Source organism: Hyphomicrobium sp., assembly GCF_036780825.1.
In the GTDB taxonomy this organism is placed as follows: domain Bacteria; phylum Pseudomonadota; class Alphaproteobacteria; order Rhizobiales; family Hyphomicrobiaceae; genus Hyphomicrobium_C.
On record NZ_DAIQCD010000006.1, the window covers coordinates 104,961 to 120,119 of the forward strand.

General features: G+C 64.5%; 12 protein-coding genes. 6 read left to right on the plus strand and 6 right to left on the minus strand.

What is annotated here, in order from left to right; all coding sequences use genetic code 11:
* Nucleotides 1-190: 190 nt before the first annotated feature.
* From mprF to V7P99_RS04825, 5 genes are all read left to right on the plus strand, one after another.
* Nucleotides 191-2,869 (plus strand): bifunctional lysylphosphatidylglycerol flippase/synthetase MprF, encoded by a 2,679-nt coding sequence (gene mprF / locus V7P99_RS04805; protein ID WP_333793644.1) that lies wholly within the window; start codon nucleotides 191-193, stop codon nucleotides 2,867-2,869.
* Nucleotides 2,866-4,266: an AcvB/VirJ family lysyl-phosphatidylglycerol hydrolase gene (locus tag V7P99_RS04810; RefSeq protein WP_333793645.1), complete on the plus strand. Its 1,401-nt coding sequence runs from the start codon at nucleotides 2,866-2,868 to the stop codon at nucleotides 4,264-4,266. Before mprF ends, V7P99_RS04810 begins: the two co-directional genes overlap by 4 nt.
* Before the next feature lie 213 nt (nucleotides 4,267-4,479).
* Nucleotides 4,480-5,319, plus strand: a complete 840-nt coding sequence (locus V7P99_RS04815) for a sensor histidine kinase (RefSeq protein WP_333793646.1) — start codon at nucleotides 4,480-4,482, stop codon at nucleotides 5,317-5,319.
* A gap of 15 nt (nucleotides 5,320-5,334) precedes the next feature.
* Complete coding sequence (locus tag V7P99_RS04820) at nucleotides 5,335-7,302, plus strand: ATP-binding protein (RefSeq protein WP_333793647.1); 1,968 nt, start codon at nucleotides 5,335-5,337, stop codon at nucleotides 7,300-7,302.
* Nucleotides 7,303-7,401: 99 nt separating this feature from the next.
* A complete protein-coding gene (locus tag V7P99_RS04825; protein ID WP_333793648.1) occupies nucleotides 7,402-7,836 on the plus strand; it encodes a response regulator in 435 nt (144 codons plus the stop codon).
* Between the two features lie 27 nt (nucleotides 7,837-7,863).
* Here V7P99_RS04825 and V7P99_RS04830 read toward each other — a convergent pair whose 3' ends face one another.
* The 3 genes from V7P99_RS04830 to V7P99_RS04840 all read right to left on the minus strand — a co-directional run bounded on the left by V7P99_RS04830 (nucleotide 7,864) and on the right by V7P99_RS04840 (nucleotide 11,073).
* The gene (locus V7P99_RS04830) at nucleotides 7,864-9,150 is read right to left on the minus strand and encodes a glutamate-5-semialdehyde dehydrogenase (RefSeq protein WP_333793649.1); all 1,287 of its coding nucleotides are present in this window, start codon (nucleotides 9,148-9,150) and stop codon (nucleotides 7,864-7,866) included.
* A gap of 54 nt (nucleotides 9,151-9,204) precedes the next feature.
* A complete protein-coding gene (gene proB / locus V7P99_RS04835; RefSeq protein WP_333793650.1) occupies nucleotides 9,205-10,365 on the minus strand; it encodes a glutamate 5-kinase in 1,161 nt (386 codons plus the stop codon).
* Between the two features lie 186 nt (nucleotides 10,366-10,551).
* Nucleotides 10,552-11,073, minus strand: coding sequence for a hypothetical protein (locus V7P99_RS04840; RefSeq protein WP_333793651.1), 522 nt, complete (start codon nucleotides 11,071-11,073; stop codon nucleotides 10,552-10,554).
* A gap of 469 nt (nucleotides 11,074-11,542) precedes the next feature.
* Here V7P99_RS04840 and V7P99_RS04845 point away from each other — a divergent pair, with 469 nt between their 5' ends.
* Nucleotides 11,543-12,316 (plus strand): hypothetical protein, encoded by a 774-nt coding sequence (locus V7P99_RS04845; protein WP_333793652.1) that lies wholly within the window; start codon nucleotides 11,543-11,545, stop codon nucleotides 12,314-12,316.
* 150 nt (nucleotides 12,317-12,466) lie between these two features.
* On the opposite strand, the gene aguB is transcribed toward V7P99_RS04845, so the two are convergent.
* From aguB to V7P99_RS04860, 3 genes are all read right to left on the minus strand, one after another.
* Nucleotides 12,467-13,327: an N-carbamoylputrescine amidase gene (gene aguB / locus V7P99_RS04850; protein ID WP_333793653.1), complete on the minus strand. Its 861-nt coding sequence runs from the start codon at nucleotides 13,325-13,327 to the stop codon at nucleotides 12,467-12,469.
* Nucleotides 13,328-13,347: 20 nt separating this feature from the next.
* The gene (locus V7P99_RS04855; RefSeq protein WP_333793654.1) at nucleotides 13,348-14,379 is read right to left on the minus strand and encodes an agmatine deiminase family protein; all 1,032 of its coding nucleotides are present in this window, start codon (nucleotides 14,377-14,379) and stop codon (nucleotides 13,348-13,350) included.
* Nucleotides 14,380-14,548: 169 nt separating this feature from the next.
* Nucleotides 14,549-14,914, minus strand: coding sequence for a hypothetical protein (locus V7P99_RS04860; RefSeq protein WP_333793655.1), 366 nt, complete (start codon nucleotides 14,912-14,914; stop codon nucleotides 14,549-14,551).
* Nucleotides 14,915-15,159 lie beyond the last annotated feature (245 nt).

Sequence of the window (15,159 nt, forward strand, 5' to 3'; positions counted from 1 at the left end):
GTCGCATTCTATGAAGCGCTAGATCGGATCGGTTGAAATTTGTGCGATCCGAGATTCCAAAAAGGCCGGCCTTTGTGGCCGGCCGTTTATGGAGTGCGGTCTCACCGGGAATTGAAGGCGAGTGACCGCGCTTAGGGGCCCTCCTTGCGAGACAGACGTCCGGGTCGCGGAGCAGCCGCAGCGAGCTGTGATGACGAAGCAGCTTTCCAAAGCTACGCCTCGAGAAGAAGGGCGCCCAGGCGTCGGAACCGAGCCGCGTATAGCAGGCAGCGGAGCTCCGCCGCACAAGGCAAGCTGGTTTCCCGCCCGCATCATCGGCAATACCCGTCTCCGGGCCGCGCTCGTTCTGATGCTGTTCGGCCTCGTTCTGTATGCGCTCTATCACGAGCTCGAAGTCACCGCATGGCATGAGGTGCGTGCAGCTCTCGCCGCAACCCGCCCGGAGCAGATCGGGCTCGCGGTTCTCGGCACAGCGGTCTCCTATTTCGCTCTCACGGGTTACGATGTCCTCGCGCTGCGGCACCTCGGCGCCGCCCGCATCCCGTTCACCACGGTCGCGCTGACATCGTTCGTGAGTCAGGCCTTCACATTCAATTTCGGCTTCGGACTTCTCACCGGCGGCGCTGTGCGCATGCGCCTTTACGGCGCCGCAGGCGTCAAAACAGACCAGATCCTCGCAACGAGCGTATTTTCCTCGCTTGCGATCTGGACCGGCATTGCGGCAGTTGCCGGCCTCTTCCTTATCGTCGCCCCCGACGTGGCCGAGATGGTGTTGTCGCTCCCGGAAATCGCCGCGCGCGGTTTGGGAATGGCACTCCTGGGCCTCGTCCTGTGGGGCTTATGGTATTCCGCTACCAGACGCCCGAAGCTTCCCGGGCTGGACATCCCGGCGCCGGACGGCGCGGTCACCGGCCTCGTCTTGCTTGTCGGCGTGACGGACGTCCTTGCGTCCGGATTTGCCCTCTGGGCGCTGCTGCCCGCGGACGTGTCTCTGAGCTTTCCCGCCTTCATCGTCGTCTTCGTCTTCGCGATCGCACTCGGTGTGATCAGTCACGTCCCCGGCGGCCTTGGCGTGTTCGAGGGCATTATTCTGATGGCGATCCAGACAGCGTCTCACAGTGCCCTCTTGGCGTCGCTCCTACTGTTCCGGTTCGTGTATTACGTTTTCCCGATGGGGCTTGCCGCTGCTGCCCTGGCCGCCATGGAGCTCCGGGAGCGGCGCGAAACCTTCACCGCGCACGCGTCGAAGCTTGGCGCGGTGCTCGGTGATTCCATTCCATTCGTCTCCTCAATTCTCGTGTTCCTGAGCGGCTTCATTCTCATTGTGTCTGGCGCCCTGCCGGCCGTGCAGCCGCGCATGGCCATCCTTCGCTATGCGGTGCCGCTTCCCTTCGTCGAGGCGTCGCATTTCGTGGCCAGCGTCATCGGCACCCTCCTGCTGATCATCGCCTACGGCCTTGCGCGCAGGCTCGAGAATGCGTGGCGGATGGCGGCGGTGCTTCTCATTCTCGGCGCTGCATTCTCGCTGCTCAAGGGCATCGACTACGAGGAAGCTATCGTCTGTCTCGCCGTCGCCGGACTGCTTTTTGCCGGGCGGCGCCGGTTCTACCGGCAGGGAAGTGCACTCACCGGCGCCTTGCAGCCGAGCGAAATCCTCGCCATCGGCCTCGCCTCTATAACTTCGATCTCGATTGGCCTTCTCGCCTTCCGGAGCGTCGCCTACCAGGATTCGATGTGGTGGGACTTCGCCTACCGCGGTGACGCGTCCCGCTTTCTGCGTGCCACCGTCGGCATCGCCGTAACCGTGCTTCTTGCCATGGCGTATCGTCTGATGAACCGGTCGGCGCCGGGCGCTGCGGCCGCTTCTCACGACGACATGCAGGCTGCCTCCGAGATCGTCGGATCGTCTCCGCTCGCGAGTGCGAACTTGGCACTGACCGGCGACAAGCGGTTCCTGTTCAACACGGGAAGGACAGGCTTCGTGATGTATGCCACCCAGGGCTCGAGCTGGATTGCGATGGGCGATCCCATCGTGACCAGGGACGCGGATCCCGCAGCCCTCGTGTGGCAATTCAAGGAGCTTGTCGATCGCCATTCCGGCGTTCCGGCGTTCTATCAGGTGTCGAACGCCAACCTGCCGCTGTATGTGGATGCCGGTTTTTCGATGATAAAGTTGGGCGAGGAAGCGTGGGTCGATCTCCATGCCTTCACGCTGCAAGGCCACGAAGGCCGAAAGCTCAGGCACGCCATGTCGAAAGCCCAACGTGCAGGCGCCACGTTCGAGGTCGTGCCGGCTCGCGACGTCGAGCGGCTGCTGCCCGAGCTCCGGCAGGTTTCGGACTCTTGGCTCGCCGATAGCAAAAAGAAGGAGAAGGGCTTTTCGTTAGGCTTCTGGAGCAGTGCTTACATAACGCGAAACGATGTAGCGATCGTTCGCATCGACGGGAGCATCTCCGCTTTCGCCAACATCTGGCGGAGCGCCAATCGCAACGAAATGTCCATCGACATCATGCGCCTGCGCCGAGGCGCTCCAAACGGGACCATGGATTTTCTTTTTACCGCGCTCATGGACTACGCCAAAGCCGATGGATACCGATGGTTCAATCTTGGCATGGCGCCCTTGGCCGGCTTGTCGCGCCACAGGCTCGCCCCTCTCTGGAGCCGGGTTGGCACATGGCTCTCCCGCCATGGCGACCGGTTCTACAACTTCGAAGGGCTGCGCGCGTTCAAAGGCAAGTTCCGGCCCGAGTGGAGGCCGAAATACCTCGCCTATCCCAACGGCGTTCTGTTGCCGCAAATTCTGATCGACGTCACGACGCTGATTGCAAGTGCGCCAGCCCGGGCCCGGACGGAGAACAGCGCCTTATGATGCTCCTCTTGAAGACCGCACGGCGGCGGCTGCGGATCACGCTTCCGGTGATGGTTGGGTTATGGATCGCGTTCCCCGCAAACGCGGAAACGCGGCACATCACCGTGAACCAGGAAACGCTGGGTGCGATCGAGATCCTGGCGCCCGCATACGAGCCCCGGCATTTCGTGATCTTCATCTCCGGCAGAGATGGCTTGAGCGAGCAGCGCAAGTTCGAGGCCGGCAGACTCGTCGAGCATGGTGCGGCCGTGGCCCTCATGGACCTCGTCTCCCTTGAAGCCGCGCTGGCAAAGCACGATGACGATACCTGCCACTATGTGTTCGGCGACTTTGAGGATCTATCCCGGCTGGCGCAGCGGCAGCTCGGAATGTCGGACTGGCAATGGCCGCTTCTGCTCGGCGCTGGCGAGGGAGGAACGCTGGCCTATCTCGCCCTCGCGCAGGCCCCGGCCAATACCGCGGGCGGCGCCGTCAGCCTGGACTTCTCGCCTGCCTTCCCTACTACGCGTCCCATCTGCAATGGTGCGCCAACGGCCTCCGAGGCGCAGGCCAGCTTCACGTACGCGCCTATGGATGACCTGCCGGCGCCTTGGACGCTCATCGTCGGTGCACCGCCATCCGGAACGGTGAAGGCATTTGCGAACAATCCCGACATGACGTCCATCCAGATCGTCCCCGGCGATGATGCGGCGCGCTTCGATGCCGCGATATCTGCCCTCTTCGCCATGAAGCCGCCGGCGGGTAAGGCCTTGTCCGATCTGCCGATCGAGGAACTGCCTGCGAAGGGTGCGGCGACGACGCTGCTGATCCTGCTCTCTGGCGACGGCGGATGGCGCGATATCGACAAGCAGATCGGTGAGTATCTCGCGGAGCGCGGGGTCGGCGTCATCGGGCTCGATTCCCTCCGCTATTTCTGGAGCCGCAAGGAGCCCAGCCGGATCGCGGCGGACCTGGAGCGCATCGCCGATCACTACCGGGACAAATGGAAGCTTCAATCGCTCGCCCTCGCGGGCTACTCGTTCGGCGCCGGTATCATCCCGATCACGTGGCCCGAGTTGGAGCCGAACACCCGGTCGCGGACGACCTTGATCGCCTTGCTCGGATTGGAGCCGACATTCAATCTGGAGGTTTCCGTTTCCGGATGGCTCGGTATGACGTCTTCGAGCAATATCGACGTGCAGCCCTATCTGCCCACGCTGCCAAAGTCGAAAGTGATGTGTTTTTACGGCGTGGACGAAAAGGAGGACGGCAGCACGGCCTGCATACTGCCGGGCCTTGCCGGAGCGACCCGGATCGAGCGCCCCGGCGGTCATCACTTCGACGGCAACTATCAGGTGATCGCCGACGCGATCCTGAAGCGCCTCCGGGAGGCTGGAGCTCAGCGCAGCATGGACTGATCGGACCGTTTTCACGCATGCCGCGCAGCATGCTGCGTGACCCGTTAATTAACTCGTTGTCAATGCGTTAACACCCTGGCGGCAGCAACCTCCGGCCGCGTGTTCATTAACGGCGTCTTATCCAATGGTGCCTAACTTCGGGACCAGAAAGTACGTAATTGGCGTTGGTTACGCATGCTCAAGGCAAACTGCAAGAGCAGGTCGAACACTCTGATGCAGGAATACGCGGCGTTGGTCGGCGACGCCGTACTCCGGCAGCGTACCCGCTTGGCTGAGCATCAGGCGCGCGTCGAGGCCGATCTCGCCAACCGCGTCAAGTCCGAGTTCATCTCGAACATGAGCCATGAGCTGCGCACGCCGCTCAACACCATCCTGGGCTTCTCGAAGCTGCTGCGCGAGCATGGCGGCCGGCGCCTCGCCGACGAGGAGATCGTCCAATACGCGGGCCTGATCAACGATTCCGCGGAGCATCTCCTAGCCGTCGTCAACGACATTCTCGACATCTCGAAGATCCAAAGCGGCACGTATGCCCTCGATGCCTACGAGGTCGATATCGCGCTCGTGCTGCGTGATTGCCTCGAGGACGCGCGGCCGCTCGCAGCCGAGGCCGGCATCGAGCTGTCGCCACGCATCGCGTTTTCGCTTCCGCCGGTCCGCGGCGACGACACAAAGCTCAGCCAGATCTTCACCAACCTCATTACAAACGCCATCAAGTTCACGCCCGAGGGCGGCACCGTCACGGTCGAGGTGCTGGAGCAGGGCGGCGGCGTAATGGTGTCCGTGCGCGACAACGGCATCGGCATGACGGGCGATGAGGTGAGCGTGGCGCTTGAACCGTTCGGCCAGGTAGACCGGGCGCGCACGCGTTGGCGCGAAGGCGCCGGCTTGGGTCTCACCATCGCCAAGTCCCTGGTCGAGCTCCACGGCGGAGAGCTTCTGATCACCAGCGCCAAGGGCAGGGGAACGGACGTCACGGTCAAGCTGCCGCCTGCCCATCAGGTCTCGCCGATCGAAGCTCGAGACGCCATGTTTGGCAATGGTGCCGCCCTTTAATCCGGATTCGAGAAGATGCAATTGGGCGCCACTCCTAAAGAGCCGCAATACCATGTCCTCCCCCGCTCGATCGGACGCATCGCGTCCGTCACCGGCTCGAAGGCGATCCTTCTGCTCGACATCACGCACGAGAACGATCCGAAGAACAAAGCCGACCGTCCGGAGATGGGCACGCTGCTCGCGATCGATACTGCCCATTCCACCATTCTCGCGACCGTCTCAGCGCTGAGCGTGCCGTTGCCCGCGCACGGCAACGAGCAGGAGATCCGCATCGCGGAGCTGAGCCTCGTGGGCGAGCTCACCAAAGGGAGCGACGGCAAGCCGCTGCGCTTCAACCGCGGCACATCGGTCTATCCCGCGCTCGGCGACCGTGTGCGCTTTGCCACCAAGTACGAGCTTCAGCTCACCTATACGGGCAATGAGCGCGACACCGTACGCATCGGCTCCATCCGCCAGGAACCCTCCATCCCTGCCATGGTCCGGGTCGACGATCTGCTCGGCAAGCATTTCGCCATTCTCGGCACCACGGGCACCGGCAAGTCGTGCACGACGGCGCTCATCTTTCGCGCCATCCTGGAGCGCAATCCGAACGCCCACATCGTGCTGCTCGATCCGCACAACGAGTATGCGACCGCCTTTGGCGCACGTGCCGAGGTGATCTCGCCTCGCACGCTGCAGCTACCTCTATGGCTTCTGAACTTCGAGGAGGCGGTCGAGGTTCTCGTCGGCGATTCCGAGCGCAAGGCAGAGATCGAGATCCTTCAGGATCTGATCCCCCTCGCCAAAGCGCGCTATGGCCTAGGCCGCACGGCTCAGGAGCCACAGAAGCTGCGCAGGTCCAGCAGCGACGCCAATAGGTTCACGGTCGACACGCCGGTTCCCTACCGCATCTCCGATCTCATAAGCCTCATCGACGAGCGTATGGGCAGGCTCGAGAACCGCAAGGATCTGGCGCCCTATCGCCAGCTCAAGACGCGCATCGAGACCTTCACCCAGGATAGCCGCTACGCCTTCATGTTCGGCTCCGTCACCGTCTACGACGGCATGACCCAGGTGCTGTCACGCATTTTCCGTGTGCCCGTGAACGGCAAGCCGATCACTATCCTCGAACTCACCGGACTGCCGCCCGAGGTGGTCAACGTCGTCGTGTCCGTGCTCTGCCGCATGGCGTTCGACTTTGCGCTGTGGGGCGAGGGCAAGGTCCCGATCACGGTCGTCTGCGAGGAGGCGCATCGCTATGTGCCGCTGAATACGCAGCACGGCTTTGAGCCCTGCAAGCGCGCCATCGCGAGGATCGCCAAGGAAGGGCGCAAATACGGCGCCTCGCTCTGCATCGTCACGCAGCGCCCGGCCGAGATCGACCCCACGATCCTCTCTCAGTGCAACACCGTGTTCGCGCTTCGCATGTCGAACGACCGGGATCAGGCCATCGTGGCCTCGGCCGTTTCCGATACGGGCACCGGCCTGGTCGAGTTCCTGCCCGCTTTGGGCGCCCGCGAGGCGATCGCTTTCGGCGATGGCGTGCCGATCCCTGTCCGCATCCGCTTCGACGAACTGCCGGCCGACGCGCTGCCCCGGTCGACGACGGCAAACTTCTCTGAGCGTTGGCAGGAATCGGCGGTGGACGAAGGCTTCCTCGAAGCCGTGGTGGAGCGCTGGCGCGCCGCCGGTGTTTGCGGGCAGATCGATGCCTCCACCCAGGCGCACCTCTTTGCCGAGGCGGTGAATCTGCCGCCCTCCATGGGGTCATCGCCCCCCCCGGCACTGCCACCGAACGAACCGCCCGCTCTCCGTGAGACGCGCACGCCCGCCGCAGCCCCGCCGCCTGTTGCAGACGCGCCGGCGGCGCCACAGCCGCCTGCGCCGGCTCCCCGTAGCGTTGCGTCGCCTCCGCCACGCCCGCAATCCGACACTGCGACCGAGGGCGTCAACCCGCGTCTTGCGCTCCGCGAACGGCTGCTGCGGCCCTACGTCCAGCGCTGAGCGCTTGAGCTGCACACCATTTGGTAATCGCTGTTGGCAATGAATGAACGCGAACGAGACGGCGGCAAGACGCCCCCGCCCGCCGCGCAGGATAAAAGTATGGACGCACGCAAAGATCTGGAGCTGCTGATCGTTGAGGATCGGCAAGTGATGCTCAAGATCCTCCGTCGTCTTCTCTTCCAGCTCGGCTATGTCCGCGTGGACGAGGCGGTCAACGGCCTGGCGGCGCTGGAGCGGATCGCCGGTAAGCGCTATGATCTCATTCTTTCCGACTGGAATATGGACGCCATGAGCGGCATCGAGCTCTTGAAGGCGGTTCGTGCCAAGCCGGAAACACAATCGACGCCGTTTGTCCTGGTCACTGCCGAAGCGAAGCGTGAGAACATTCTCACCGCGCGCGCCGCCGGCGCCTCAGGCTATCTCGTCAAGCCCTTCAAGCTCGATGTTCTCGAACGCACGATCGAAAGCGTCCTCGCAGCCAACGCGGGCTTCGTCAGCCCGGCGATCACAGGGGCCGCGCCAGCGCTTGATTGAGGCTTCGCTACCGGTGCGAGGTCGCCGTCACACGGGCCGAGTCTGGCCGCTGCCGCGCACCACGTACTTGAAGCTCGTAAGCTGTTCCACGCCCACCGGCCCGCGGGCATGCAGCTTGCCGGTCGCGATGCCGATCTCGGCGCCGAAGCCGAACTCTCCGCCATCCGCGAACTGCGTCGAGGCGTTCCAGAGCACGATGGCGCTGTCCACCTCAGAGAGAAACCGCTGCGCCACCGCCTCGTCCGCGGTGATGATGGCGTCGGTGTGCTGCGATCCATGGCGGGCGATATGCGCGATGGCTCCGCTGACACCATCCACCGTCTTGACGGCGATGATCGCATCCAGGAACTCGTGTCCGTAATCGTCCGGCCCCGCTGCCTTGACGCGCGGATCGGCCGCTTGCGCCGCGGCATCGCCTCTGACTTCCGCGCCGGCTTCGATCAACGCGGCGACGAGGGCCGGCAAGTAAGCGTCCGGCGCGTTGCGGTCGACGAGCAGGCATTCGGTGGCCCCGCACACACCCGTGCGCCGCATCTTGGCGTTGACCAGCACGGCGCGTGCCATGTCGAGATCCGCCGCTGCGTCCACGTAGGTGTGGCAGATGCCCTCGAGATGCGCGAACACCGGCACGCGCGCCTCCTCCTGCACGCGCTGGACCAGGCCCTTGCCGCCGCGCGGCACGATGACGTCGATGGCGCCATCGAGACCGGCGAGCATGTGGCCCACCGCATCGCGATCCGTCGTCTCGACGTACTGGATCGCCGCCGCCGGCAGCCCCGCGGCAGTCAATCCCTCGGCGAGGCAGGCGTGGATGGCGAGGCTCGAATGATGGCTGTCGGAGCCGCCGCGTAGAATTGCGGCATTGCCGGACTTGAGGCTCAGCGCTCCTGCATCCGCCGTCACGTTCGGGCGGCTCTCGTAGATGATCCCGATCACGCCAATTGGCACGCGCACACGCTGGATGCGAAGCCCGTTGGGGCGCGTCCAGTCGGCAAGCACCGTCCCGATCGGATCGGCAAGCGCAGCAATGTCCTCGAGGCCTTGCGCAATGGCGCCGACGCGTTTTTCGTCGAGCACCAGCCTGTCGATGTAGGAAGCGATCCGTCCCGTCGCGCGCGCGGCCTCGACGTCGCGGGCGTTGGCCGCCAGGATCGCCGGCGCTTCACGACGGATGGCCTCTGCAGCCGCGTGAAGGGCCTTGTCCTTGACGGTGCGGGGCGCGAGCGCAAGCGCGTGCGAGGCTTCGCGCGCTGCGGCGCCGATGCTGCGCATGAGGCTGGAGGTGGCGTCTGTAGACTCGGTCGATTTCTGCATGGCTCTTGCGTGATGAGGGAGGCCGCGTGTTGCGGCGAATGCGTCGCCTATGACCTACATCGATTTCCGATGAAGTGCCATGTCGTTGCGGTGGATGAGCTCCGGCCCCCTGTCGAATCCCAGGATTTCGGCGATCTCCGCCGATTTGTGCCCGAGGATACGCGCGGCGTCGCCTTCAGGATAGGCGGCGAGGCCCCGTCCGAGTTCGCGCCCATCGGCGGCGCGGATGATGACGGCATCGCCGCGCTCGAAACGCCCTTCGACGCGCGTCACGCCGGCGGCGAGCAGGCTGCGACCCTGCGCCAGCGCCCGCTCCGCGCCGGCATCGACGAAGAGCGTCCCGCGCGGCTCGAGCTGCCCCGAGATCCAGCGCTTCCTGGCCGTCACCGGATCCTGCTTGGCCAGGAACCAGGTGACCTTGCATCCCTCGGCGATGGCCCGGAGCGGATGCAGCACCTTGCCTGAGGTGATGACCATGTTCGTTCCGGCGTCGAGCGCGATGCGCCCGGCCTCGACTTTGGTCTTCATGCCGCCCTTGGAAAGCTCCGTGCCGGCATCGCCCGCCATGGCCTCGATCTCGGCCGTGATTTCGTTGACGAGCGGAATGTGCCGGGCGTCGGGATCATCGCCGGGCGGCGCGGAATAGAGGCCGTCCACATCCGAGAGCAGCACCAGGCAGTCCGCGGACACCATGCCGGCGACGCGGGCCGAAAGACGGTCGTTGTCGCCATAGCGGATTTCCGCCGTGGCCACGGTGTCATTCTCGTTGACGACCGGAATAGCTTTAAGCGCCAGCAGCGTCTCGATGGTGTGGCGGGCGTTGAGGTAGCGCCGCCGCTGCTCCGTATCGCCGAGCGTGAGCAGGATCTGCGCGACCGTAAGCCCTGACTGGGCCGCCAGCTCCTGGTACGCGTGCGCGAGGCTGATCTGTCCAACGGCCGCCGCCGCCTGCGATTGCTCGAGCGCGAGCGGCCCCTTGGGCAGGCCGAGCTTATGCCGCCCGAGCGCGATCGAGCCGGAAGAGACCAGGACGACGTCCTTGCCCTGTTTGGCCAACTCGGCCACGTCCGCCAGGAGAGAGGCGAGCCAGGTCCGCTTGAGCCGGCCAGTCTCCCGCTCGGCAAGCAGCGCCGAGCCGATCTTGACCACGATGCGGCGCGCCCGCGTCCATTCGGGGCGAGCGAGGCTGGCACTGGTGGTGGCGATCTGGGACATCGGTGCGTCGGGAGCATGAAGCGGCGGAAGACTTGGTGCCGCTTCCCTAGCACACGGCTGCCTCGCGAGGCGAGATGACCTTTGACGCGGTTTACGAGCCGTTCCCCGCCCGGTGAGCGGGGAAAGCCGCAAGGCGCATGCCCCGCTTGCCGAGAAGGGTGGGCGAGGCGACTTCGCCGCGTGCCGTCAGCCGCCGTTCGCCTCGAGCGCTTCAGCCAGGGCTTCGGCCGCCGGCACGCCGAGGATATTGGTTTTCACCACTCTTTCGGCTGTGGTCTTGAGGTGCTGCTTGGGATCGGGATCACCCTCATCGGCGACGCGCGCCAGGTAAAAGCCGCTGCCGGTGCGCGCTGCCGCCCACAGGGAGCCGTCCCACGCGACGAAGCGGATCGCGACCCCGCGCCGGGTCTCATCGCCCTCCGTGATGACGAACTGACCTGAAGCGCTATCCCATCCGAACGTGGCGCAGCCTCCGTCCCAGGTCTGGAACTCCGCGGTCGGTCCTGGATCTCCCGGAGACGTGCCGGCTTGGCTGAGCGTAATTTGGTCGCTCACCCAGCGAGCCACGACCTGCTCGCCTTTGCAGCTCTTGAAGTTGAGCTTGTTATCTTCGTAGGCGAGGGATTTGGCCGCAAGCGGCGAAGCCGAAACGACGACGGCGGCGACCGGCAGGGCGGCGGCTAGGAAAGCGCAAAATCGGCGAACCATTCTCATGCATCTCCAAACGGGGCGCTGATGACGAGCGTCCCTTGTCCCACAGGTGTGCGCGCTGAGGAAAGGTCGCGAGGGCCCGCTTTGGCTGACACTTATGTGAGATCGCGTGAGGCCCGGGATGACGAAGCATCGATGCCGGGATCATGTCCGTAACGCGCCGACCAACATCCTGAAAAAATCGGGAAATCATGGCATGTGGCCGCGCATTGCGCATTGCCGCGAGAGCACGCGAAGAGCCTGATTGGACAGCGGAGCTCATAAACGCCTTCAAGCAAACGGCCTAAGCCATGCCGCATGCATTCCAAATGCAATGTCCGTTATGATAATGAAATTACTTGGAAATATTGGTCGATTTCAGTCTTGCATGGCTAGCATCAAGTTAAACGAAGCAGTATGATGCACGCGTTGCTTGCAGCGCTAAGCAACGTCACTGACATCGCAAACCCTGAAAAATGGAGTTCTCATGAACCTCCAAGAGCAGAGATTTGCCTGCTTGCGGATGGCGATGGAGCTCGGCTGCAAGGCCGACTCGATCGTGCATCTCGCAAGACAGATGAGTGAGTTCATAGAAGGACCACCCTTCGCGCCGGCCGCGGTCAGCGCGCAGGATGTCGACGATGTGATTGCCGATTGCGGCACGGTGCTCTCGGAGCCTGTGGCGGCAGCGGAGGAGGCCCTGCCCGAAGCGTCTATCGAGGCAGTGGCCATCGAGGAAGAGGCCGAGCGTACAGAAGCATCCGTGGAGGAAGCCGAGTCCGGGGTAGCGGTCGATGTCGGCGACGCTGTGTCTTCGGATGAGATTGCCGAGGTTGCGATCGAAGCCGAGGCAGAGGCGGAGCCATCCGTTGAAGCCTCGGCGGAGGCCGAAGCTCCAGCCGACGAAGCGGACGCTGCGGCTCCTGCCGTTGCGGAAGCGGCCTTGGATACCGCTGAAGCAGCACCATCCGATGAGGTTAAGGATGAGACCGAGGCAGGCGCGGTGGCGAGCCCGAACGACTCCGAAGCGCTAGCGGAGCCGGACGCTGGTGCATCAGACGCAGCGCCTGCGGAAGCGGCTTCCGATGAAGCTGCGGAGCCGGCTGACGACACGGCCCAATCGGAAGCTTCAGCCGAAGCTACGACTGAAGCCGACGAATCGTCCGGCGTAATAGAAGAAGACGCCGACGAGACCGCTGCCGCGGCGATTGCGGCTGCGAGCGGCGCACCTGGGCCGGATCCCGCTGCGGCTCAAATCTGAGAGGAAGCGTACGGGGTTGCGCCACCCCAGCGAGCGGGTGACGCGAGACCGTCGAGAAGGAGGGCGGGCTGGCTGCATAATCCTCAGCCAGTTCGCCTCATGGCGAAGCCGCGCGTAGCAGCTTCGCCCGCATGCTCTCAACACTGATCCCTAGATAATGCTCTCCGCGTAGAGGTCTGTCCGCCTGTCGCGGAAGAAGCCCCAGTCGGCGCGATAGCTCTCGATCAGCGAGAGATCGAACGTATGCACCAGCACGCCTTCCTCTTCGCGCCCGAAGCTTTCGACCAGCTCACCGCGATGATCTGAGATGAACGAATGCCCGTAGTAGCGCTGCTCGAAGCCGTCGTTGTTCTCGAGCCCGAAGCGGTTCGCCGCCACGATCGGCACCGCGTTCGCGACCGCGTGCCCCTGCATCGCGCGCTGCCACTGGAGATGCGTATCGAGCGTGGCGTCATAGGGCTCGGAGCCGATCGCCGTCGGGTAGAAGAGAACCTCCGCCCCTTCGAGCGCCATGGCACGCGCAGTCTCGGGATACCACTGGTCCCAGCAGATGCCGACGCCGATGTGTCCGCGCTTCGTCTTCCATGTCTTGAAGCCCGTGTCGCCGGGCCGGAAATAGTATTTTTCCTGGTACCCCGGCCCATCGGGGATGTGGGCCTTGCGGTAGACGCCGAGAATAAGGCCATCGGCATCCGCGATCGCCACGCTGTTGTAATAGCGCGGCCCATCCTTCTCGAAGAACGAGATTGGGATGACCACCTCGAGCTCTTTGGCAAGCGCGCTGAGCGCGCGCACGCACGGATGCTCGTCGGTAGGGAAGGCCGTCTCGAACCACTTCGGGTCCTGCCGCGAGCAGAAATAGAGGCCCTGGAAAAGCTCGGGCGGCAGCACCACGTCCGCGCCACGCTGAGCGGCCTCGCGCACGAGCGTCTCGGTCTTCTCGATATTCTCGCCCATGTCCGGGCCGTAGGAGGCCTGAACGGCGGCGACGGTGATGCTGCGTTGCTTCAATCCACGCTCCTCATTGTCTCTCACGTTTCGTTTCCAAGTGCGGCGGGCTCCTGCTGGGTGATGCAATGGAACGAACCGCCGCCCGCTTCGCCGCAGCCGAGCAGGCCGCGCGAGGAAACACCAACGACCTTACGGTCTGGAAACACTTCGCCGAGGGCGGCCAATGCCGCGGCCTCTGTTGAGGTTCCATATGTCGGCACCACCACCACGCCGTTGGCGATGATGAAGTTCATGTGTGACGCCGGCGAGACCTCGCCGAGCGCATTGTGATAGAGCCCCGCGCCGGGAATGCGGATGACCTCGAGTTCGCGCCCCGCCGCGTCGGTTGCGCCGCGAAGCTGTTCCGCGATGGCATTGAGGATGGCCGCGTTCGGGTCGTCTTCGCCGGCCGGCGCTTGGCACACCACGCGCCCGGGTGCAACGAAGCGCGCGATGTTGTCGATATGGCCATCCGTATGGTCGCCGAGAAGACCCTCGTCGATCCAGATCACCTTCTTCGTCCCGAATGCCTGGCGGAGCGCCGCCTCGGCCTCAGCCTGCGTCCATCCGTTGCGGTTCGAGTTGAGCAGCGTTTGCCGGGTGGCGAGGATGGTGCCTTCACCGTCGTGATCCACGCCGCCGCCCTCGAGTACGAAATCGAAGCGCACGATATCGGTGCCCGCAAGCTCTGCCATCCGGTCGCCGACCGTCGCATCGTCCGGTAGATCGTACTTGCCGCCCCAGCTATTCGTCCGGAAGCGCAGCGCCACGGGCGCTCCATTTCTGAAGGCGAAGATCGGGCCGGTATCGCGCAGCCAGATGTCGCCGTAGCGCGCGGGCACGATCTCGGCGGCGCCGCCAAGAGCGGCCCGCGCCGTCTCCTCCGCCTCCGGGCCGTTAGCAAGTACGCGCACGCGGTTGCCGGTGTCGGCGAGCGCCGCCACGAGCGCCGCCACATCGTGGCGCGGCGCCTCGAGATCGCCGTTCCATTCGTCTGCATCAGCCGGCCAAGCCGTCCAGATCGCTCTTTGCGGGGCCCATTCCGCGGGCACCACGATGGCCGAGCTGGTCATGAATGAGTGTCCTTTCCGATGCCGTTTCAGGAGGCGGTGATGCCCTGTGCGGCGTCGGAAAGCAATACGCTCGCCAGGGCGGAAGGGATCGGAAAGAGAAAGGGCGCCGGCATCGCCGACGCCCCTCTGAGAAGAGCTTTCGTCCTCGCGACCGGTGGGGGGCAAGCCGTTAGTCGGGGCTCCGCGTCGAAGGCCCCGTGCGTGTATCCGGGAAGCCCTGCACGCCGCTCGAGTCCTGCGTCGGGTGCGTGGTCGAGGTATCGCTTCCCGTGTCCGGTTTCACCGGCGTGCCGCCAGGCCCGTGCGTGGCCGGACCGGTACGCGTATCCGGCGCGCCCTGGACACCTGGCCCGGAGGTTGGCTTGGTCGGGCCGATGGCGCCCTTGTCCCCTGCCTTATCCAGGCTCTGGTCCTGATTTTGCTGACTGAGCTGCTGGTTACTCGTCTGTCCGGCTGTCGGCTCTTCCGCGAAAGCGGGCAAAGCCAGCGCGGCCGCAGCAACTCCGCTGATTAGAATGCTCTTGGAGAGTAGCATGACCTTTCTCCCTGTTGGCGCCGCGCAGAACCTGCGGCTTGAGAAAATAATTCCCCTGCTGCGAGAGGGTTCCTTGGCAGCGGTGACGCGCCGCGCAGGAGATGAAGACGCGTGCAGGGCAGCAAAAGAAAGGGCTCGGCAGCGGCGCGCCCTTGCGCATCCAAGTGCGTGCAGGTATCAGACAAGACCCTCGCCGGAGGGGCCGCGGGCGTAGTTCAGTGGTAGAACGACAGCTTCCCAAGCTG

Coding starts and splice junctions, on each gene's coding strand:
- mprF (WP_333793644.1), top strand. CDS start 191: ATGACGAAGCAGCTTTCCAAAGCTACGCCTCGAGAAGAAGGGCGCCCA.
- V7P99_RS04810 (WP_333793645.1), top strand. CDS start 2,866: ATGATGCTCCTCTTGAAGACCGCACGGCGGCGGCTGCGGATCACGCTT.
- V7P99_RS04815 (WP_333793646.1), top strand. CDS start 4,480: ATGCAGGAATACGCGGCGTTGGTCGGCGACGCCGTACTCCGGCAGCGT.
- V7P99_RS04820 (WP_333793647.1), top strand. CDS start 5,335: ATGCAATTGGGCGCCACTCCTAAAGAGCCGCAATACCATGTCCTCCCC.
- V7P99_RS04825 (WP_333793648.1), top strand. CDS start 7,402: ATGGACGCACGCAAAGATCTGGAGCTGCTGATCGTTGAGGATCGGCAA.
- V7P99_RS04830 (WP_333793649.1), bottom strand. CDS start 9,150: ATGCAGAAATCGACCGAGTCTACAGACGCCACCTCCAGCCTCATGCGC.
- proB (WP_333793650.1), bottom strand. CDS start 10,365: ATGTCCCAGATCGCCACCACCAGTGCCAGCCTCGCTCGCCCCGAATGG.
- V7P99_RS04840 (WP_333793651.1), bottom strand. CDS start 11,073: ATGGTTCGCCGATTTTGCGCTTTCCTAGCCGCCGCCCTGCCGGTCGCC.
- V7P99_RS04845 (WP_333793652.1), top strand. CDS start 11,543: ATGAACCTCCAAGAGCAGAGATTTGCCTGCTTGCGGATGGCGATGGAG.
- V7P99_RS04855 (WP_333793654.1), bottom strand. CDS start 14,379: ATGACCAGCTCGGCCATCGTGGTGCCCGCGGAATGGGCCCCGCAAAGA.
- V7P99_RS04860 (WP_333793655.1), bottom strand. CDS start 14,914: ATGCTACTCTCCAAGAGCATTCTAATCAGCGGAGTTGCTGCGGCCGCG.